The sequence below is a fragment of the Amycolatopsis sp. GA6-003 genome, from assembly GCF_046267895.1.
GTDB lineage: Bacteria > Actinomycetota > Actinomycetes > Mycobacteriales > Pseudonocardiaceae > Amycolatopsis.
In genome coordinates, this window is sequence record NZ_CP176499.1 from 5,748,294 (window position 1) to 5,768,572 (window position 20,279).

Below are 20,279 nucleotides of genomic sequence, written 5' to 3' on the forward strand. Positions count from 1 at the left end.
GCTGGAGAGGAACACCCAAACGCGGAAGGACCGAGTGCGATCATGGTGCAACCCGGCGGCGGCGGCTTCGACCTGTCGCAGATCATGCAGCAGGCCCAGCAGATGCAGCAGAAGCTGGTGGAGGCCCAGGAGGAACTCGCCAGCACCGAGGTCACCGGCACCGCGGGCGGCGGGCTGGTCACCGCGACGGTGTCCGGCGACAGCCAGCTGAAGAGCCTCGTCATCGACCCGAAGGTGGTCGACCCGGACGACGTCGAAACCCTGGCCGACCTGGTGGTCGCCGCGGTGCGCGACGCGTCGGCGAGCGCGCAGAAGCTCACCGAGCAGAAGCTGGGCCCGCTGGCAGGCGGCCTCGGCGGCGGTATGCCGGACCTCGGCAGCCTCGGCTTCGGCGGCTGACACTTGTACGAGGGTGTCGTCCAGGACCTGATCGACGAACTGGGCCGGCTGCCCGGCGTCGGTCCGAAGAGTGCCCAGCGCATCGCGTTCCACCTGCTGGCCGCCGACCCCGCGGACATCGCGCGGCTGCAGGACGTGCTGGGCAAGGTCAAGGAAGGCGTGCAGTTCTGCGAGATCTGCGGCAACGTGTCGGAACAGGAAACGTGCCGCATCTGCCGCGACGAACGCCGCGACCTCACGGTGATCTGCGTGGTCGAGGAGCCGAAGGACGTGCTGGCGGTCGAGCGGACCCGCGAGTTCAAGGGCCGCTACCACGTACTGGGCGGTGCGCTGGACCCGTTGTCCGGGATCGGGCCGGAGCAGTTGCGGATGCGGCAGCTGCTGCAGCGCATCGGCGAGGCGGACGTCAAGGAGATCATCATCGCGACGGACCCGAACACCGAGGGCGAGGCGACGGCGACCTACCTGGTGCGCATGCTGCGCGACTTCCCGGGCCTGTCGGTGACGCGCCTGGCGTCCGGGTTGCCGATGGGCGGGGACCTGGAGTTCGCGGACGAGCTGACCCTGGGACGCGCGTTGTCCGGAAGACGTGCGCTGTAATTTGGCGCCGACTTCGTCGGCGCGGCGGGATCGCCTTCAAGTCGGCGTCTGACGGAGCTGCGCACCCGGCCCGGGGGCCGTGCACGCAGCTCCGTCAGACGCCGACGCGATCCCGCGTTCGGGTCGGTTTTCTCTGTGGCAGCCCCGAGTTCGGCGACTGACTTCCACCTTTTCGCGCCGACGGCCGCGCCTAACGCTGCTCTCCGGTCAGCAGTAGCCCAGCTGTGCCAGCGAGTTCACCACGATGTCCGACGGATGGTATTTGTCCATCCAGGACTCTCCGCGCCGGTTTTGGTACGTGGCCAGGAATTCCCGCAGCCGGTCGCCGCGCATCTCGGTCAGGACGACGTTCTCGCCGAGGCCCACGTGCCGCTCCGTGCGGGCTCGGTGGACCGCGCACGGCAGGCCGAGGTAACCGCATTCCTCCTGCAGCCCGCCGGAGTCCGTGACCACGTACTCGGCTCGCGCGACCAGCGGCAAGAACTTCAAATACCGCATCTTCGGCTGCGCGATGAACTTGTCGTCGAACAGATTGTCCAGGCCCAGCGCCCGGATCTTCTCCCGCTCGGGCGCGCCGGCCATGTACAGGATCGGCATCTCGCGGCTCTGCTCGCGCAGGATTTCCAGTACCTCGCGGTATTTGTCCGCGCGCGACACCAGTTCGAACCGGTGCAGCGTCGCCAAGCCGAACTTCTCCGGCAGGTTCGGCACGTCCAGCGGCTGGTCCACGACCTGGCGCATCGAGTCGATCGCCGTGTTCGCCTCGGTGTTCACCACGATGCCGCGGGCGCCCCGCAGGTTGTGCACCTCGCGCTCGCTCGGCGAGAAGTGGATGTCCACCAGCTTCCCGGCGATTTTGCGGTTCAGCTCCTCCGGCAGCGGCGACAGGATGCTGCCCGACCGCGTGCCCGCCTCGATGTGCCCGACGCGGGCCTTCAGGATCTTCTTGCCGAGCAACGCCCCGTACGGCGTGGTGAACGTGTCGCCGTGCACCAGCACCAGCGGCGGCCGGCCGTCCGAGGACAGCCGGGCGCGGAGTTCGGCGCGGCGGCTCCACGCGGTGCGCAGCACCTGCGCGGCCCAGCCGGGCACCTGCGCCGGCGATTCGAGGTTGTGCGCCCGGTCCCGCGGCACGAACCACAGCGCGGGTTCCGGCAGCTTCAGATCCGAGAGCACGTCCGCGACCTCGTCCACGTGCTGCGCGGTGAACCAGATCTCCGGTTTCGCCCCGCGCTCGGCGACGCGGTGGAACACCGGCGCGATTTTGATCAGTTCCGCGGTGGTGCCGACAATGAACGAAATCACCGTGGATTACCCAATCTCCGTACCGGCCGCAGCCGGGTAAACAGCAGGTCAACGCCGCGGGTCAGGATGCTGCGCACGCTGTCCCGGCCGGTACAGGGTAGCCTCGCCGGGGTGAGTGCGAATCCGCCCCTCCCGTCGCTCAGCGTCGTGATTCCGGTCTACAACGAACAAGACTGGATCGATCGCAGCGTCGGCGCGTTGATCGCCTCGGCCGAGGCGGCGCGGTGGCCGGTGGAAATCCTTGTCGTGGACGACGGGAGCACCGACGACACCCCCGCCCGGCTCGCCCGGCTGCGCGACGAGCACGGCATCACCGTGCTGAGCCAGGCCAACAGCGGCCGGTTCGAGGCCCGCCGGGCCGGAATGGCGAAGGCGTCCGGCGAATGGCTGCTGCTGCTGGACAGCCGCGTGCTCGTGGACGTCGGCAGCCTCGGTTTCCTGCGCGACCAGCTGACCGCCCACCCCGAACGCACCGCCTGGAACGGCCACATCAACGTCGCGTCCGAGCACAATCCCTACGCCGGTTTCATGGCCGGGCTGGTCGCATTCTCGTGGCGCAGGTACTTCGCGGATCCGAAGCTGACGTCGTTCGGCATCGAGGAATTCGATCTCTACCCGAAGGGCACCGGATTTTTCTGCGCCCGCCGCGATCTGCTCGAGGGCTCCGTCGCCGCTTTCGAATCGCTGTTCGACGACGTCCGGTTCGCCAGCGACGACACCCGCATGCTGCGCTGGATCGCCGAACGCGCGCGCATTCACCTGTCCCCGGAGTTCGCCGGGACCTACCACGGCCGCGATTCGCTCAAGAAGTTCTGGGCGCAGTCGTTCTTCCGCGGCACCACGTACGTGGATTCCTACCTCGGTTCGCCCGGTCCGGCGCGCACCGCGCTGTTCGGCGCGCTCGCGGTCGGCGCGGCCGGAGCCGGGCTGGCGGTGAAGAAGCCGAAAACGGCCGCCGCGCTCGGGATCGCCGGGTCGGCGGCGGCCGCCGCGGCGGTCAAGAAGTGCGGGGCCAGCACGGCCGAGGCGCGGGCGGTCGGCACCTTGCTGCCGGTGTTCGCGGCCGGGTTCGGCTCGGGCGTGTTCCGCGGTCTGTCCCTCGCCCTGCGCGCCCGGCTGCGGCGCCGATGAGCGTGGCGGACACCGGCGCGGCGGCCAACGGGGTCGTCCGGGACACCCATCGCACCGCGGGCAAGCTCGGCGGTTCGCTGCTCGTGGCGATCCTCCTCGGCTACGTCCTCACCGTCGCCTGCGCGCGGCTGCTGCCCCCGGACCAGTACGCCACCTTCCTCACGTTCTGGGGCCTGCTGATGGGCCTCGGCAGCGCGTTGTCCCCGTTGGAGCAGGAGCTCTCCCGGCAGTCCGCGACGGCCGCGCTGACCGGCGGCGTGGCCGGCCGCGGCGCGCTGCGCGCGGTGGCCGTCTCGGCGGCGGCCGCGGCGGCGTTCGGGCTGGCGCTGCTCATCCCGCCGGTCAACGACCGGCTCTTCCACGGCAGCGGGGAACTCGCGCTGGTGGTGGTGGCCGGCGGGATCGCGTTCGCCTGCCAGTTCGGCGTCCGCGGCCTGCTGATCGGCCAGCACCAGGTCAAGCACTTCGCCGGGCTGATCGTCGCCGAACCCGCGGTCCGCGTGCTGGTGCTGGGCCTGCTGGTGCTCGCCACCGCCTACCGGCTGGTTCCGCTGGCGCTGGCGGTCGCGGCGGGCTCGTTCGCCTGGCTGCTGTTCGTCCGCCAGGCGTGGCGGCTGCTGGACGTCCGGGCGGACGGCGACGGCTGGGCGGTCACCAGCCGCCGGATGCTCATGCTGCTGCTCGGCGCGGCCCTCACCGCGACCGTCATCACCGGTTACCCGGCGCTGGTCGGCCTGCTCGCCCCCGGCGGCGACCGGGACAAGCTCGGCGCGGTGTTCGCCGCGCTGGTCATCGCCCGGCTGCCGCTGACGCTGGTCGCGCCAGTGCAGTCGCTCGCCGTGCCGTTCGTGGTGCGGCTCTCCGCCACCGCGGACGGCAGGAGCCGGTTGCGCCGCGTGTTGCTGCTGGGCACCTTCGCCGCGCTCGCGCTGGCCGCGCTCGGCGCGCTGGTCGGCATGCTGATCGGCCCGTGGGCGGTGGAACTCGTCTACGGAGCCGCCTACCAGGTGGACGGCTGGGCGGTCGCCGGGCTCGTGTGGTCCTCGGTGCTGCTGGTGCCGATGCAGTTGCTCACCGCCGTGCTGGTGGCGCGCGCCCAGGCCAACCGCGTGCTGATCACCTGGGCGGTGGTCGCGGTCACCGCTTCGGCGCTGCTGCTCGCCATTCCGGGCGACACCGTGCTGCGCGCCGTCGTTTCCCTCGCCGTCGCGCCGATGGCCGGGCTCGCCGTCGTGCTGGTATTCGTGCTCGCTAATTCGTCCGCGGAAGGAACCTCCGACACGGGTGAAGCGTGTTCTTAGCGTCGCAGTAGTGTGAGTTCCGGGCTGCCGGTTTCCCGGTGCGCTTCGGATGGCGAAAGCCGATCAGGTTTGGATTCGAATTCGATGAACGTTCTTCTGGTGCTGCTTGCATTCTGGGTGCCTGGGCTCGTCTTCGGAGCGGCCATCCGGTTGCGCGGGTGGACGCTCGCCGCGGCGGCCCCGCTGCTGACGTTCGGGATCGTCGCGCTCGGCGTCCCGGTGCTGGGCGGCCTCGGCATCCGCTGGTCGCTGCTCAACGTCGCGCTGTGGACGCTGGTGCTCGTCGTCGTCGGAGCCGCGCTGGCGTTCGCGGCGCAGCGGCTGCGCGCCCGCAGGCATCCGGACTGGACGGGCGAGGACCTGGAGAAGCTGCCGCTGCGCGACCACCTCGTGCTGGCGGCGGGCGTCGTCGTCGCGCTGGGCGTGGGCGCGGTCACCTTTTTGCGCGGCACCAACGGGATCACCAGCGTCCAGCAGGGCTGGGACGCGCCGTTCCACGGCAACCTGGTCCGCTGGATCGCCGAACACGGCGACGCCCGGCCCTCGACGGTGGGCACGATCGCCAACCTGCCGAACCAGACCGACTACTTCTACCCGGACACGTATCACGCCTTGCTCGCGCTGGTTTTCGGCAAGGGCGGGCTGACCATGATGCCCACGCTGAACCTGGCCGCGCTGGCGGTGATTTTCACCGTGCCGTTCGGGGTCGCCGCGCTGTGCCGGGTCTGGGGCATGCCCGCGCTCGGCGCCGCCGCCGCGGCCGCGGTGAGCACGTGGTTCAGCGCTTTCCCGTACGACTCGTTGTGGCGCGGTCCGTTGTGGCCCTATGTGGCCGGTGTCGCATTGGTTCCGGCGATGCTCGCGCTCGGCCGTTATTTGCTGAAGCCGAACGGCATCGCCGGCCCGGTCGCGATCGGCGTCGGCGTGGCGGGGTTGTGCGGTCTGCACACCAGTGTCGTGTTCGTGGTCGTCGTTTATTTCCTGCTTATTCTGCTCGCCGTTCTCTGCCGTTTCGAGAAGATCGAATGGCGGCGCAGCCTGCCCTCGCTGATCGCGACCGGCGGGCTCGCGATCGTGCTCGGCGTGCCGCTGGTGCTGCCCTCGCTGTACAACGCGGGCGGGGTGACGAGCGCGTACTGGGCGCCGGAGACCACGCTCGCCGGCGGTTTCGGCCAGACGATCACTTTCTCGCCGATGTCGGACTTTCCGCAGTGGTGGATCGGCGTGCCCGCGTTCGTCGGGCTCGTCCTGCTGGTGCGGCACCGGCGGATGCTGTGGCTGGTCGGCGCGTACGTCGTGTTCGGCGGCCTCTTCATGCTGACGGTGTCCATCAACTCGCCGATCATGCAGACCCTGACCAGCCTCTTCTACAACGACCACTGGCGGATCGCCGCGCTGATCCCATTGGCGGGCGCGGTCGCGTTCGGAGAGTTCGCGCACACCGGAGCCGCCTGGTTCGTGCGGAAGGCGCAGCCGCGGGTCAAGCTCGCCTCGGCCACCCTCGGCGTGGTCGCGGTCGTCCTGCTCGGGCTGGTCTGCGGCGGCCTGAGCAAGGGCGGCTACCTCGGCCGCAACGCGTCCCGGCTCGCCGTCACCTACCAGGACGGGCCGACGGTGTCCAAGGCCGAGGAAGCCGCCTACACCTGGCTCAGCCAGCACACCGTGCCGGGCGAGCGGGTGATGAACGACCGGGCGGACGGTTCCGCGTGGATGTACGCGCTGGCCGGAGTTCAGCCGGTCGAGTGGACTTTCTACGGTGCCCAGGCCAACACCAAGGCCGCCTATCTCAGCGCCTGGGTCAACGACATCGACAAGTACCGGCAGGTCCGCGCGGACCTCACCGACCTGCGGGTGCGCTATCTCATCCAGGGCAAGGGCAAGGCCACCGAGGACGCGATCGAGTCCGCCGGCGTCGCGCGGGTGCGGCCCGGGCCGGAGTTCCGCGTGGTGTTCCGCAACGAGGGCGCGACGATCTACGAGATCGCCGGACAGTCCGGCGTGACCGGCCCTACCACGGCGAACGGTCAGTGAGCGGTTATGGTGGCTGCCGTGTCCAGCACATCCGTGAGCACTCGACGCGTGCTCATCGTGATGCCCGCGCTCAATGAGCAGGACAGCATTTCCGCGGTGCTCGGCCAGGTCAAGCAGACGCTGCCGAGCGCGGACGTGCTGGTGGTCGACGACGGTTCGACCGACCGCACCGCCGAACTCGCCCGAGCCTCCGGCGTCCGGGTGGCCCGGCTGTCGGTGAACCTCGGCGTGGGCGGCGCGATGCGCACCGGGTTCCGCTACGCCGCCGCGCGCGGCTACGACGCCGTCGTCCAGGTCGACGCCGACGGCCAGCACGACCCGGAAGAGGTCGGCGCCCTGCTGCAGCTGCTCGACGAGGGCGCGGACATCGCGATCGGCTCCCGGTTCGCCGGCAAGGGCTCCTACCGCGCGGTCGGGCCGCGCAAGTACGCGATGGTCGTGCTGTCGCTGGTGTTCACCCGGCTGTCCGGCAGCAAGCTCACCGACGTCACCTCCGGGTTCAAGGCGATGGGCCCGCGCGCGATCCGCCTGTTCGCCGGCTACTACCCGGCCGAGTACCTCGGCGACACGGTCGAGGCGCTGGTGATGGCGATCCGGGCGAAACTGTCCATCCGGGAGACCCCGGTGGTCATGCGCGAACGGGCGGGCGGCAAGCCGAGCCATTCGCCGGTGAAGTCCGCGGTGTACCTGGGCCGGGCGGGGCTCGCCCTGCTGCTCGCGCTGGTGCGCCGCCGTCCGTCCGTTGACTCGTCCGACGCGGCGTAGGGAGGCTCCATGGCAGGCTGGCAGGTACTGAGCATCGTCATCGCGGCTCTGGTGCTGCTCGTCGTCGTCGAGATGATGCGGCGGCGCAAGCTGCGCGAGAAGTACGCCGGCATCTGGCTCGTGGTGGCCATCGGCGTGGTGGTGCTCGCGGTGGTCCCGCCGGTCGCGGAGTTCCTGGCGCATCTCACCGGGGTCGCGACCCCGTCGAACTTCGTCTTCTTCCTGGCCGGAGTGGTTCTCGCGCTGGTCGCGCTGCAGCTTTCGACCGAGGTCGGGCACCTGGAGGAAGAGGTGCGGACCGCGGTCGAGGAGACCGCGTTGCTGCGCTGCGAACTCGAGGACACCCAGCGCGCGCTCGAAGCGCGCATCGCCGAGCTGGAGAAGCGCACGTCCGCGCCGGACAGCGTGGACGGCCTGCCTGAAGCGAGTCCGGCACGCGTTCGCTGATCTCCGCGCTGCTCGCCGCTCCGCCCCGGCTCGGCGGCGTCCGGGTGCTCGCCATCGACGGTCCGTCCGGGGCCGGGAAGTCCACGCTCGCCGCCGAGACGGTCGAAGCTCTCGGCGCGCGCGCCGCGCTGGTCAGCACGGACGCCTTCGCCACCTGGGACGATCCCGTCGCGTGGTGGCCGCGGCTGGAGGACGGCGTGCTGGCGCCGCTGGCACAGGGCAGGCCCGGCGAGTATCGCCGGATGGACTGGACCTCCGGCGCCCCGCGGCCCGGCGAGCTGGTGCGCGTCGAGGTTCCCGAGGTGCTGGTGCTGGAAGGCGTCTCGAGCGGACGCCGGGCGGTGCGGTCCCGGCTGTCGCGGCTGTGCTGGATCGAGGGCGGCACCGAGGCCGAACGGTTGTCCAGAGCGGTCGCCCGGGACGGCGAGGCGGCGCGGGCCGAACTGCGCCGCTGGCAGTTGTTCGAACGCGGCTGGTTCGCCGTCGACGGCACGCGCGAGGCCGCCGACCAGCTGGTCTGAACAACCGGAAGCCCGGCTCGACATCGGTTTGCGGCAGCCGAAAGACGGCTATTGTGCGAATGCGCGAGCGCGGCGAACTCGAGTACATTCGGGCGCTTTAAGTGGCCTTCGCGGGCAGCTTCGCGCGCCCCCCGGAGGGGTTCCGGAACATCCACGGCACCCGGAACGGACAACCCGGACCGTTAGGCCAACCGGGTGAGCAAACCGCCACTCAACGTACTAAACCGGCAGATTTCGCTACACAGCGCGCACATTTGCTGACATGTTGCGGTCTATTTGGGGCTTACGTAGCGCGATCGTAACCTCACGTGCTTAAGCGGAGGCCGAGTTGCCGCTAGTGTCACCGAACACACCGATCGCACTGGTCTTCCCGAACTGACCGCCGACGGTGAATTTCGAGAGACCGAACATTCCCAAGGGGTGCCAGATGCAGCAATTGCGGCTGACCCGAACACGCCGGGCAGCTCTGATCGGGCTGGCGGGCGCGCTCGCAGTCTCGCTGTCCGCGTGTGCGGAATCGAAGCGCGACGAGGCCGGAGGCGGCGGGTCCGGGGGCACCATGGTCTTCGGCAACACCGGCAACCCGAAGACGTTCGACCCGATCTTCAACGACGAGGGCGAGACGTTCCGGATCACCCGGCAGATGCTGGACACGCTGATCCAGAACAAGGCGGGCACCGCCGAGCTGGAGCCTTCGCTCGCCACGAAGTGGACGCCGAGCAACGACGGCAAGACCTGGACCTTCGACCTCAAGCAGGGCGTGAAGTTCAGCGACGGCACCGCGTTCGACGCCAAGGCGGTCTGCTTCAACTTCGATCGCTGGTACAACATGAAGGGCGCCACCGCCCAGAGCCAGATGATCTACTACGGCGACGTCTTCGAGGGCTTCGCGCACAACGAGGGCACCACCAAGGGCCAGCCGGTCTACAAGAGCTGCGAGGCGAAGGACGACCACACCGCGGTCCTGAACCTGACCCGCGCGAAGGGCGCCTTCCCGGCCGCGTTCACGCTGCCGTCGTTCGCCATGCAGAGCCCCACCGCGCTGCAGAAGTACAACGCGGACAAGGTCACCGGCTCCGGCACGTCGATCACGTATCCGGAGTACGGCTACAAGCACCCGACCGGCACCGGCCCGTTCAAGTTCGACGGCTGGGACCAGGGCAACGGCCAGATCACCTTGGTGCGCAACGACACCAGCACGATGCCGCAGCCCGCCAAGCTGGACAAGCTCGTGTTCAAGGTGATCCCGGACGAGAACGCCCGCAAGCAGGCGCTCAAGGCCGGCGACATCAACGGCTACGACTTCCCGGCCCCCGCCGACTACGGGCTGCTGCGCAACGACGGCGAGCAGGTGCTGATCCGCCCGTCGTTCAACGTGCTCTACCTGGGCATCAACCAGAAGAACAACCCGCTGCTCAAGAAGGACGAGGTCCGCAAGGCGCTCGCCTACGGCATCAACCGCGAGCAGTTCGTGCGCTCCAAGCTGGCCGAGGGTTCCGAGGTCGCGACCGAGTTCGTGCCGAAGGCGATCTCCGGGTACACCGACGACGTCGCGAAGTACCCGTACGACCCGAACCGCGCCAAGCAGATGCTGAAGGACGCCGGCGCCGAGGGCATGACGCTGAAGTTCTACTACCCGACCGAGGTCACCCGGCCCTACATGCCGAACCCGGCCGACACCTACACCGCGATCTCCGAGGACCTGAAGGCCATCGGCATCAACGTGCAGCCGGTCGCCGAGTCGTGGAACGGCGGGTACAAGGACGACGTGCAGCAGGCCGGGAAGCAGGACATCCACCTGCTCGGCTGGACCGGTGACTACAACGACGCGGGCAACTTCGTCGGCACCTTCTTCGGCCGCCCGAAGCCGGAATTCGGCTTCGACAACGCGGATCTGTTCAAGGCGCTCGCCGACGCGGACGCCGCGCCGGCAGGCGACGCGCACACCAAGGCGTACCAGGAAGCCAACAAGAAGATCATGGACTACCTGCCCGCCATTCCGATCGCCTACCCGACGCCGGCGATCGTGGTCGGTCCGAAGATCAAGGGCGTGGTGGCCAGCCCGCTCACCGACGAACGCTTCTACAACGTCACGATCGGCTGACGTGCTCCACTGAGCAGCCAGGCCAAGGGCAGGTGCTACCGCGCCTGCCCTTGGCCTCGTTCCCGGGCTGTACACAAAGGACTACTCGTGCTCCGTTTCCTCGTGCGTCGGCTGCTACAAGCGATCCCGACGCTGCTCATCCTGTCCATCCTGGTGTTCGCGTGGTTGCGCTCACTCCCCGGCGGACCCGCGTCCGCACTGCTCGGGGACAAGGCGACTCCGGAAAAACTGGCGAACCTGAATCACGTGCTCGGCCTCGACCAGCCGATTTTCGTGCAGTACTTCAAATTCCTCGGTCGCGCGATCACCGGCGATTTCGGCAATTCGCTGGTGTCGTCCCGTTCGGTGATGTCGGAGATCGGCACGTTCCTGCCGGCCACCATCGAACTGGGCATCACGGCGATGCTCATCGCGGTGCTGTTCGGCATTTCGTTCGGCTATCTCGCCGCCCGGTTCCGCGGCCAGATCGTCGACAACGTCATCATCGTGCTGACGCTGGTCGGCGTCGCGGTGCCGATCTTCTTCCTCGGCTACATGATGCAGGACCTGCTGTCCACGCCGCTCGGCCTGCCGTCGCAGGGCAGGCAGGCTCCCGGCATCAACGCCACCGTGGTCACGCATTTCGCCATTCTCGACGGAATGATGACCGGCGAATGGGACGCGGTGTGGGACGCGATCAAGCACCTCATTCTTCCCGCGCTCGCGCTCGCCACCATTCCGCTCGCGGTGATCACCCGGATCACCCGCGCGTCGGTGCTCGACGTGTTCAATGAGGACTTCATCCGCACCGCGAACTCGAAGGGCCTCACCCAGTCCGTGGTCCGCCAGCGGCACGTGCTGCGCAACGGGCTGCTTCCGGTGATCACCACGATCGGCCTGCAGACCGGCGCGCTGCTCGGCGGCGCCGTGCTGACCGAGCGAGTGTTCAACTTCCGCGGCCTCGGATTCCTTCTCGCCGAAGGGATCGACAAGCGGGACTACCCGCGGCTGCAGGCACTGCTGCTTCTCGGGGCACTGGTCTACGTGCTCGTGAACATGCTCGTGGACATTTCCTACGGGCTCATCGACCCGAGGGTGCGTGTGCGGTGAACACTCTGCTGAACAAGAAGAAAGAACCGATCGACAAGCTCGCCGCGGCGTCGGCGGGCGGGCGGAGCCTCGGCGCCGAGGCGCTGCGCCGGATGCTGCGCAGCCCGGTGGCGATCGTCGGCGGCGTGATCACCCTGCTGTTCCTGCTGCTGGCGATTTTCGCGCCGCTGCTCGCGCCGAAGGACCCGCAGGTCCGGTATCTGCAGGACAAGGTCGTCCTCGGCCGGGGCATCATCCCGGGCGCCCAGCCCGGTTTCCCGCTCGGCGTCGACGATTTCGGCCGCGACTTCCTGTCCCGGCTGCTGATCGGCGCGCAGCAGACGCTGCTGGTCGGCGTGCTCGCCACGGTGATCGGCGTGCTCCTCGGCGCGGTCATCGGCGGGCTCGCCGGCGCGTTCGGCGGCTGGGTCGACACCGTCCTCATGCGACTGGTCGACGTGCTGCTGGCGTTTCCCTCGCTGCTGCTGGCGATTTCGATCGCGGCGCTGTTCGCGAAGCCGAGCCAGTGGACGGTGATCATCGCGGTGTCGATCATCGGCGTGCCGATTTTCGCCCGGCTGCTGCGCGGTTCGATGCTCGCCCAGCGCGAGGCGGACCACGTGCTGGCGGCGACGTCGCTCGGCGTGAAGCGGACGACGATCGTGTTCCGGCACATGCTGCCGAACTCGCTCGGCCCGGTGATCGTGCAGGCGACGCTGACCCTGGCGACCGCGATCCTGGAAGCCGCGGCGCTGTCGTTCCTCGGCCTCGGCGACCCGGACCCGACCCGCGCGGAATGGGGACTGATGCTGGGCAACGCTTCCCAGCACTTCCTCGACATCCGGCCCGAGCTGGCCTACTACCCGGCGATCGCGATCATCGTGGTGGCGCTCGGGTTCACGCTGCTCGGCGAGTCCCTCCGCGAAGCCCTCGACCCGAAGAACCGGCGGTGACCCCGTGGCACTTCTCGAAGTCCGCGACCTGAAGGTCGTGTTCCAGCGCCGCGGAGAGCGTCCGTTCACCGCGGTCGACGGCGTGAGTTTCGACGTCGAACCCGGCCAGACGGTCGGGCTGGTCGGCGAATCCGGCTGCGGCAAGTCCGTGACGTCGCTCGCGATCATGCGGCTGCTCGCCAAGCGCGGCAACACCGTCAGCGGTGCGGTGCGCTTCGAGGGCACCGACCTGCTGTCCCTGTCCGACCGCGAAATGCGCGACCGGCGCGGCCGCGATCTCGGCATGGTGTTCCAGGATCCGCTGTCCTCGCTGAACCCGGTCATCCCGATCGGGCTGCAGATCACCGAGGTGCTGGAGCGCCACCGCGACATGCCGCGCAAGAAGGCACGGATCGAAGCGGCGGAACTGCTCGACAAGGTCGGCATCCCCGACCCGACGCGACGGCTTTCCGAGTACCCGCACCAGCTTTCCGGCGGGATGCGCCAGCGCGCGCTGATCGCCATCGCGCTGGCGTGCCGTCCCCGGCTGCTCATCGCGGACGAGCCGACCACCGCGCTCGACGTGACGATCCAGGCGCAGATCCTCGCACTGCTGCGGGAACTGGTGCAGGACACCGGAACCGCGCTGGTGATGATCACGCACGACCTCGGCGTCGTCGCCGGGCTCTGCGACGAGGTCAACGTGCTCTACGGCGGCCGGATCGTGGAGCGCCAGGCGCGGCATTCGCTGTTCGCGCAGCCGCGGCATCCGTACACGCACGGCCTGCTGGCCTCGATCCCGCGGCTCGACGAGGGCCGCGGCGAGAAGCTGGTGCCGATCCGCGGCTCGGTGGCCGACAACATCCCGTGGGACGGCGGCTGCGCGTTCGCGCCGCGCTGCCCGAACGCGATCCAGGCCTGCCTGGAGCATTCGCCGGATCTCGTTCCCGACCGGAACGGCTTGCTGCGCTGCCACAACCCGGTGCGACCCGCCGTGGCGGCAGGAGGAGGAACCCGATGACGGTGGCGAACACCGACGAGGTGCTGCTCGAGGTCACCGACCTCAAGGTGCACTTCCCGATCAAGCGCGGCATCGTCGTGGACCGCACGGTGGGGCACGTGTTCGCGGTGGACGGGGTCGACCTGTCGATCCGCCGCGGCGAAACCTACGGCCTGGTCGGCGAATCCGGCTGCGGCAAGTCGACGCTCGGCCGCGCGATCCTGCGGCTCAACGAGCCGACCGGCGGCAAGGTCGTGTTCGACGGCACCGACGTCGCCCAGCTCAAGGGCGAGCAGTTGCGCAAGGCGCGGCGGCGGATGCAGATGGTGTTCCAGGACCCGATGTCGAGCCTGGACCCGCGCCAGTCGGTCGAGTCGATTCTCGTCGAGGGCATGCGCGCGCACGGGCTGGACAAGGACAAGGAGTCCACCGCGAAACGGCTGCGCGAGCTGCTGAACGCGGTCGGCCTCCCGGAGACCGCGCTGCGGAAGTACCCGCACGAGTTCTCCGGCGGGCAGCGCCAGCGCATCGGCATCGCGCGGGCGCTGTCGGTGGAGCCGGACCTGATCGTCGCCGACGAACCGGTGTCCGCACTGGACGTTTCGGTGCAGGCGCAGGTGGTGAACCTGCTGGAAGATCTGCAGGACGAGCTGGGGCTCACCTACGTGGTGATCGCGCACGACCTCGCGGTGGTCCGGCACATCTCCGACCGGATCGGCGTGATGTACCTCGGCGCGCTGGTCGAGGAGACGACGTCGGAGGAGCTGTACCAGAACCCGCTGCACCCGTACACGAAGGCGCTCCTGTCGGCGATCCCGGTGCCGGACCCGGTGGTGGAGGACAGCCGCGAGCAAATCCTGCTCGCCGGGGACCTCCCGTCGCCGGCCAATCCGCCGTCGGGCTGCCGCTTCCACACGCGGTGCCCGTGGAAGCAGGAAAGCCTGTGCACCACCGATCGCCCGCAGCTGCGCGAGATCGGCGCCGGACACCGGGTGGCCTGCCACTACGCGGAGGACATCCGCGACGGACGGATCCAGCCGCACAAGGTCGACGTGGAACTGGTCGACGCCAGCGCACTGAACCCGGACCTCGGCCCGCCGGACGTCGGGTCGGCGGCTGAGATTCTCTGATCGCCCGGTGAAGGCCCCTGCCTTTTACAGGTGGGGGCCTTCACCTGTCCCTGGCCCCCGCGGCCGGGTTCCCAGTCTCAGGGCTGAAGATCCACCGCGGCACGGAACGAACCGTCCATGTGGAACGGCGTCGAATTGTGCTCGTGCTCAACCAGCCAGCCGTTTTCCGTGTGCCGCAACGCCAACGTCGTGCGGAACCAGAGGGTGAACGGTTCGCTCAGGCCTCGCGGCGTCGCGGTCAGCTTCGCCAGCGCAGCGACCACCGCCAGTTCGCCGGACACGGTGATTTCCTCGTCGTGGTACGTGTAGGAAACCGGCCCGTCGAAGGTGCTGAGCCACTGCGCGACGGATTCCGCGGAAGCGCCGGTGCTGCGCAGCGGCGGCGCGAGATCGAACTTGACCACCTTCTCGGTGTAGCTCGCGACGACCCGCTGCGGGTCCTTCTCGTGCATCGCGGCGGTGCGCTCGGCCAGCAGGTCGCGGATCTCGTTTTCGGACATTCTGTGTTCTCCTTTTCCGGATGCGGTGGACGTCCGGGACGTCGAAGCCGTCCGCCCGGCTTCGACATCAGGGGTGGAAGAACTTTTCGAGGAGGATCCCGATGAAGTATCTGGTCCTGATCTACGGCAACCCGGCGTCGCGCGCGGCCTGGGCGGGGATGAGCGACGAGCAGAAGGCCGAGGGCCTGCGGGCCTACCAGCGGTTCCACGACGAGCTGGCGGGCACCGGCGAGCGGATCGTGTCCGAACGGCTGGCCGCGCCGGAGCTGACGAAGCAGGTGCGCGTCACCGCGGACGGCGTGAGCACCACCGACGGCCCGTTCGCCGAGATCAAGGAACAGCTCGCCGGGTTCTACCTGCTGGAATGCGATTCCGAAGCTCGCGCGCTGGAGATCGCCGCGCGGATTCCGGAGGCCCCGTTCGCCACGATCGAGGTGCGGCCGGTGATGGGACTGACCGGCGACGTGGACTTCGAGCTGTGATCGACGGCCTCCTGCGCGACCTCATCCCGCAGGTACTGACCGCGCTCGTGCGCCGCTACGGCGACTTCGGCAAATGCGAGGACGCCGTGCAGGAGGCCCTGCTCGCCGCGGCGGTGCAGTGGCCGAAGGACGGGGTGCCGGACAACCCGAAGGCCTGGCTCATCACGACGGCCTCGCGCCGGCGGATCGAGATGTGGCGCAGTGAAGCCGCGCGCATTCGTCGGGAGGAGACGGTGGCCGCGCTGGAACCGCCGTCGTTCGAACTCGTGCCGCAGCAGGACGACACCCTCACCCTGCTGTTGCTCTGCTGCCATCCCGCGTTGACCCGGCCGTCGCAAGTGGCGCTCACCTTGCGTGCCGTCGGCGGCCTGACCACCGCGGAGATCGCGCGGGCGTATCTGGTCCCGGAGCCGACGATCGGCCAGCGGATCAGCCGCGCGAAACAGAAACTGCGCGGTGCGGATTTCGTCCTGCCGCCGAAGGACGAGCTGCCGGAACGCGTCGCTTCGGTATTGCAGGTGCTGTACCTGGTGTTCACCGAAGGCCACACCGCCAGCTCCGGCAGCGAGGTGAACCGCGTCGAACTGACCGCCGAGGCCATCCGGCTCGCCCGGCAACTGCACGCCCTGCTGCCCGCCGACGGCGAGGTCGCCGGACTGCTCGCCCTCCTGCTGCTCACCGACGCCCGCCGTCCGGCCCGCACCGGCCGCGACGGCGTCCCGGTGCCGCTGGCCGAACAGGACCGCTCGCTCTGGGACGCGTCCGCGATCGCCGAGGGCAGTGCGCTGATCGAACACGCGCTGGCGACCACCCCGGTCGGCCCGTACCAGCTGCAGGCCGCGATCGCCGCCGTGCACGACGAAGCCCCGACCGCCGACGCCACCGACTGGCCGCAGATCCTGCTGCTGTACGACCTCCTTCAGCAGGTCGCACCCGGCCCGATGGTCGCGCTGAACCGCCTGGTCGCGCTCGCCCGCGTCGAAGGCCCGGCGGTCGCTCTCGCCGAACTGGACGCGGCCGAACCCGACCACTACCGGGCCGACGTGGTCCGCGCGCACCTGCTGGAACTGTCCGGCGACCCGCGAGGCGCCCACGACTGTTACGTCCGCGCCGCCCAGCGCACCTTGAGCCTTCCGGAACGGGCATATTTCGAATCGCGCGCTTTGCGTGTTATGTCGGAAAAACCCTGAAATACCCCTGCCGGAAGACGGACCCCACCCCCGACTCCAGGCGGACGCGAGAATGCGCTTCGGCTGGGTACCCTGCGGAGACCGGGCACGAATCACAAGGGGGTTGGCAGTGAACATCGACCACGTGCTGGAGGCGATTCCTCCGCTCTCGGTCTACCTGCTGGTGGGCTTGGTGGTGATGGTCGAAAGCCTGGGCATCCCGCTGCCGGGGGAAATCGTGCTGGTGAGCGCGGCGCTGCTGGCCTCGTCGCACAGCGGGCTGAACCCGCTGTGGATCGGCGTGCTGGCGTCGGCGGGCGCGATCATCGGCGACAGCATCGGATACCTGATCGGCAAAAAGGGCGGCAAACGGCTGTTCGCCTGGGCAGGCCGGAAGTTCCCCAAACATTTCGGCCCGGACCACATCGCGAGCGCGGAAAGAATGTTCCACAAACGCGGCATGTGGGCGGTGTTCTTCGGCCGGTTCGTCGCGGTGCTGCGCATCCTGGCCGGCCCGCTCGCCGGATCGCTCAACATGCACTACCCGCGCTTCCTGATCGCGAACGCACTGGGCGGCATCGTCTGGGCGGGCGGAACGACGGCGCTGATCTACTACCTGGGCGTGGTCGCGGACAAGTGGCTGAAGGGCTTCCAGTGGGCAGGCCTGGGAGCGGCGCTGGTGATCGGCGTGGTGGTGACGCTGGTGCTGAAGAAGCGCATGGCCCGCAACGCGACGGCTTCCTCGGCCACGTCGGCGGAGGAGAAAAACGACGCGGTCGCCTGAGGCGACTGATCGCCCCGGCAGGTCTTCGGACTTGCCGGGGTTTTCTGCTGCCGGGCCCGGAAATAAGCGATGCCCCGGGCGGCCTGCGCAAGCAGAGGCGACCCGGGGACGCTGACGGCGTACGACCCGAACTGCTGCGCCGGTAACCCTCACACGGGCTGCAGTTCCTCCGGCGTCACCACCGGCTTCCGCCGCAGCGAGCCCAGCAGCACTCCGCCGATCACCACCGCCGCGGCGACCAGGGTCAGTGCTGTCGGCACCTCGCCGAGGATGAAGAACGACGCGGTCAGCCCCACCACCGGCACCAGCAGCGAGAACGGCGCGACCACGCCCGCCGGGTTGCGGCGCATCAGCGTGGTCCAGATGCCGGAACCGAGGACCGTCCCGAAAAGCACCACGTACGCCAGCCCCGCGACGCCGATCAGGCCGGTCTTCGTGCCGAGCGTCGTCAGTGAGTGCCAGGCGGCGCCGGGTCCCTCGAAGATGCTCGACAGCGCCAGCATCGGCAGCGGCGGCACCACGGACATCCACAGCGTCAGATGCAGCGGGTTGTCCGGCTCCGCGCGGCGCATGCTCAGGTTGCCGATCGCCCAGCTCAGCGCGGCCAGCAAGGTCAGCAGCACCGGCACCAGCGCGGCGTGGGCGGACTGCTGCCAGGCGATCGCCGTCATGCCCGCCACCGCGAGCAGGATTCCGGCGAGCTGCCGTCCGGAGACGCGTTCCCGCAGCAGCACCGCGCCCAGCAGCACGGTGAACGGCGCGGACGCCTGCAGCACCAGCGACGCGAGCCCGGTCGGCATGCCCAGGTGCATCGCGACGAACAGAAACGCGAACTGTCCGGTGCCGAACCCGAGCCCGTAACCCAGCAGGTAACGCAGCTTCACCCGCGGCCGCGGCACGAGGAACACCGTCGGAATCGCGATCAGCAGAAACCGCAGCGCGCCCGCGAACATCGGCGGGAACTGGCCGAGAGTGGCGTGGATCGCAATGAAATTCAGGCCCCACAAGACGGCGACGAACACAGCGAGCAAACGGTCCCGGATGGCCATGCCCCCAAGCTTGCCTAGGCGAACCTTGAAGCACCAGCGAGAAATACTGCACTGACTGTGTAGCACTGCTTCACATACACTGCGCCAATGGACTTGGGCAGGCTCCGCACGCTGCGCGAATTCGCCGATCGAGGCAGCGTCACCGCCGCCGCTCGGGCGCTGCATTGCACGCCGTCGGCGATCTCACAGCAGTTGCGCGCGCTGCAGGCGGAGGTCGGCATCGCGCTCACCGAACCGGCCGGCCGCGGCCTGCGGCTCACCGACGCGGGCCGCGCGCTGGTCGCCCGCGCCGACGACGTGCTGGCCGCGCTGGACCGCGCCGAAGCGGAGCTGGACACCTACCGCAGCGCCCCGCGCGGACGCGTGCGGATCGCGATCTTCCAATCCGCCGGGCTGATGCTCCTGCCCGGACTGCTGCGCCGCATCGAAGCGCACGAGAACCTCGAGGTCGACGTCCGCGACGTCGACATGGTCCCGCCGCAGGTCCCCGGCCTGGTCGCGGACTACGACGTCGTCGTCGCCCACCGCGACGAGCACGCGCCCGAATTCGACACCGAACGCCTGGACGTCGTCCCCCTGTTGCGCGAACCGCTGGACGTCGCCCTCCCGGTCGGCCACCGCCTCGCCCGCAACCGCCGCGTCGGCCTGGCCGACCTCGCGGACGAACGCTGGATCTCGGTGGACCACGGCTTCCCGGTGGACGACGTCCTGCGCTCGCTGACCGTGCGCACCGGGGTGCGGCCGCAGATCGTCCAGCGCATCAACGATTTCCGCATCACCGAACGACTCGTCGCGGCCGGGCACGGGATCGCGCTGATGCCCCGGTACACAATGGACACCCGGCGGGGCAGCGGCCTGGTCGGCCGCCCGCTGGCGGGAATCCGCGCGGCGCGGCTGGTGGAAGTGGTGTGCCGCACGGGTGCCGCGAACCGCCCCGCTGTCGCGACCGTGATCGACGAGATGCGCGCCGAAGTGGCCGCGCTGACCACCTAGGCGGGTTCCCGGGCGGGCAGACCTCGCAGCAGGGTGTCGAGGAACAGGTCGAACCGCGGTGCGCCGGGGCCGAGATCGAGCGGGTTTTCCCGCACGGCAAGCCAGCTCACCGTGCACGTGATGAAGATGTACCAGCTCTGTTCGGCCAGTTCCGGCGACACACCGGCATTGGTGAACGCCGTGACCACCTGACCGCGCAGGCGGCCGAACGAATCCGGGTTATGCCGATGCGGCCGGGACAAGCGGGTCGCGTAACCGGGAACCGCGAGGAACTGGTCGTGCATTGCCCACGCGACCTTCGCGAGCCACGGCCGCCAGGACCGGCGCGGCGGTCCCTCCGCCGGAAGCACCCGCTCCAGCACCACCTCGCTGACCAGATCGAACAGCGCGTCCCGGTTGGCGACCCAGCGATAAAGCGCGCCGTGCGTCACGCCCAGCCGCGCCGCCAGTTCGCGCATGGTCAACGTGTCGAGGTTTCCGCCGGACAACGCCGCGTCGACGATCCGCTCGCGATCGAGCTGTGCGGGGCGGCCGGGCCGCGGTCGGGTCATGGCTCGGGACTCTACCG

The 20,279-nt window shown here is 69.3% G+C and carries 21 protein-coding genes; 17 read left to right on the forward strand and 4 right to left on the reverse strand.

Going from position 1 to position 20,279, the window contains the following annotated elements:
* The first annotated feature begins 42 nt into the window (after positions 1–42).
* Both F9C12_RS25970 and recR read left to right on the forward strand, forming a co-directional pair.
* Complete coding sequence (locus F9C12_RS25970) at positions 43–399, forward strand: YbaB/EbfC family nucleoid-associated protein (protein WP_009084583.1); 357 nt, start codon at positions 43–45, stop codon at positions 397–399.
* Positions 400–402: 3 nt separating this feature from the next.
* Positions 403–999, forward strand: a complete 597-nt coding sequence (gene recR, locus F9C12_RS25975; RefSeq protein WP_009084581.1) for a recombination mediator RecR — start codon at positions 403–405, stop codon at positions 997–999.
* 207 nt (positions 1,000–1,206) lie between these two features.
* Here recR and F9C12_RS25980 read toward each other — a convergent pair whose 3' ends face one another.
* Positions 1,207–2,304 (reverse strand): UDP-N-acetylglucosamine 2-epimerase, encoded by a 1,098-nt coding sequence (locus tag F9C12_RS25980; RefSeq protein ID WP_409462122.1) that lies wholly within the window; start codon positions 2,302–2,304, stop codon positions 1,207–1,209.
* A 111-nt stretch (positions 2,305–2,415) separates the two neighbouring features.
* On the opposite strand from F9C12_RS25980, the gene F9C12_RS25985 reads away from it, so the two are divergent.
* The 11 genes from F9C12_RS25985 (at position 2,416) to F9C12_RS26035 (ending at position 14,734) form a co-directional block, all read left to right on the forward strand.
* A complete protein-coding gene (locus F9C12_RS25985; protein ID WP_409462123.1) occupies positions 2,416–3,435 on the forward strand; it encodes a glycosyltransferase family 2 protein in 1,020 nt (339 codons plus the stop codon).
* Positions 3,432–4,736, forward strand: coding sequence for a hypothetical protein (locus F9C12_RS25990; protein ID WP_409184429.1), 1,305 nt, complete (start codon positions 3,432–3,434; stop codon positions 4,734–4,736). The genes F9C12_RS25985 and F9C12_RS25990 overlap by 4 nt, the downstream gene beginning before the upstream one ends.
* 84 nt (positions 4,737–4,820) lie before the next feature.
* Entirely contained in the window at positions 4,821–6,767 is a 1,947-nt protein-coding gene (locus F9C12_RS25995) for a DUF6541 family protein (RefSeq protein WP_409462124.1), read from the forward strand.
* Positions 6,768–6,773: 6 nt separating this feature from the next.
* The gene (locus F9C12_RS26000) at positions 6,774–7,532 is read left to right on the forward strand and encodes a glycosyltransferase family 2 protein (RefSeq protein ID WP_409184431.1); all 759 of its coding nucleotides are present in this window, start codon (positions 6,774–6,776) and stop codon (positions 7,530–7,532) included.
* Between the two features lie 9 nt (positions 7,533–7,541).
* Complete coding sequence (locus tag F9C12_RS26005) at positions 7,542–7,979, forward strand: DUF2304 domain-containing protein (protein ID WP_409184432.1); 438 nt, start codon at positions 7,542–7,544, stop codon at positions 7,977–7,979.
* A 44-nt stretch (positions 7,980–8,023) separates the two neighbouring features.
* Positions 8,024–8,500, forward strand: coding sequence for a uridine kinase (locus tag F9C12_RS26010; protein WP_409462125.1), 477 nt, complete (start codon positions 8,024–8,026; stop codon positions 8,498–8,500).
* A 427-nt stretch (positions 8,501–8,927) separates the two neighbouring features.
* The gene (locus F9C12_RS26015; protein WP_409184434.1) at positions 8,928–10,604 is read left to right on the forward strand and encodes an ABC transporter substrate-binding protein; all 1,677 of its coding nucleotides are present in this window, start codon (positions 8,928–8,930) and stop codon (positions 10,602–10,604) included.
* An 87-nt stretch (positions 10,605–10,691) separates the two neighbouring features.
* Positions 10,692–11,693: an ABC transporter permease gene (locus F9C12_RS26020; RefSeq protein WP_409184435.1), complete on the forward strand. Its 1,002-nt coding sequence runs from the start codon at positions 10,692–10,694 to the stop codon at positions 11,691–11,693.
* Complete coding sequence (locus tag F9C12_RS26025; protein WP_409184436.1) at positions 11,690–12,625, forward strand: ABC transporter permease; 936 nt, start codon at positions 11,690–11,692, stop codon at positions 12,623–12,625. Before F9C12_RS26020 ends, F9C12_RS26025 begins: the two co-directional genes overlap by 4 nt.
* A 4-nt stretch (positions 12,626–12,629) precedes the next feature.
* Complete coding sequence (locus F9C12_RS26030; RefSeq protein ID WP_409184437.1) at positions 12,630–13,625, forward strand: ABC transporter ATP-binding protein; 996 nt, start codon at positions 12,630–12,632, stop codon at positions 13,623–13,625.
* Complete coding sequence (locus tag F9C12_RS26035; protein ID WP_409462126.1) at positions 13,622–14,734, forward strand: ABC transporter ATP-binding protein; 1,113 nt, start codon at positions 13,622–13,624, stop codon at positions 14,732–14,734. Before F9C12_RS26030 ends, F9C12_RS26035 begins: the two co-directional genes overlap by 4 nt.
* A 77-nt stretch (positions 14,735–14,811) precedes the next feature.
* On the opposite strand, the gene F9C12_RS26040 is transcribed toward F9C12_RS26035, so the two are convergent.
* Positions 14,812–15,234, reverse strand: a complete 423-nt coding sequence (locus F9C12_RS26040; RefSeq protein WP_409462127.1) for a YybH family protein — start codon at positions 15,232–15,234, stop codon at positions 14,812–14,814.
* 101 nt (positions 15,235–15,335) lie between these two features.
* On the opposite strand from F9C12_RS26040, the gene F9C12_RS26045 reads away from it, so the two are divergent.
* From F9C12_RS26045 to F9C12_RS26055, 3 genes are all read left to right on the forward strand, one after another.
* Positions 15,336–15,716, forward strand: coding sequence for a YciI family protein (locus tag F9C12_RS26045; RefSeq protein ID WP_409462128.1), 381 nt, complete (start codon positions 15,336–15,338; stop codon positions 15,714–15,716).
* Positions 15,713–16,906 (forward strand): RNA polymerase sigma factor, encoded by a 1,194-nt coding sequence (locus tag F9C12_RS26050; protein ID WP_409462129.1) that lies wholly within the window; start codon positions 15,713–15,715, stop codon positions 16,904–16,906. Before F9C12_RS26045 ends, F9C12_RS26050 begins: the two co-directional genes overlap by 4 nt.
* A gap of 109 nt (positions 16,907–17,015) precedes the next feature.
* On the forward strand, positions 17,016–17,669 hold the full coding sequence (locus F9C12_RS26055; protein ID WP_409184442.1) for a DedA family protein: 654 nt from the start codon (positions 17,016–17,018) through the stop codon (positions 17,667–17,669).
* 149 nt (positions 17,670–17,818) lie between these two features.
* Here the strand turns inward: F9C12_RS26055 and F9C12_RS26060 are convergent, their stop codons facing one another.
* Positions 17,819–18,718 (reverse strand): EamA family transporter, encoded by a 900-nt coding sequence (locus F9C12_RS26060; RefSeq protein ID WP_409184443.1) that lies wholly within the window; start codon positions 18,716–18,718, stop codon positions 17,819–17,821.
* A gap of 87 nt (positions 18,719–18,805) precedes the next feature.
* On the opposite strand from F9C12_RS26060, the gene F9C12_RS26065 reads away from it, so the two are divergent.
* Complete coding sequence (locus tag F9C12_RS26065; protein WP_409184444.1) at positions 18,806–19,711, forward strand: LysR family transcriptional regulator; 906 nt, start codon at positions 18,806–18,808, stop codon at positions 19,709–19,711.
* Here F9C12_RS26065 and F9C12_RS26070 read toward each other — a convergent pair.
* On the reverse strand, positions 19,708–20,262 hold the full coding sequence (locus tag F9C12_RS26070; RefSeq protein ID WP_409462130.1) for a TetR/AcrR family transcriptional regulator: 555 nt from the start codon (positions 20,260–20,262) through the stop codon (positions 19,708–19,710). The two genes, F9C12_RS26065 and F9C12_RS26070, sit on opposite strands and share 4 nt — an antisense overlap.
* Positions 20,263–20,279 lie beyond the last annotated feature (17 nt).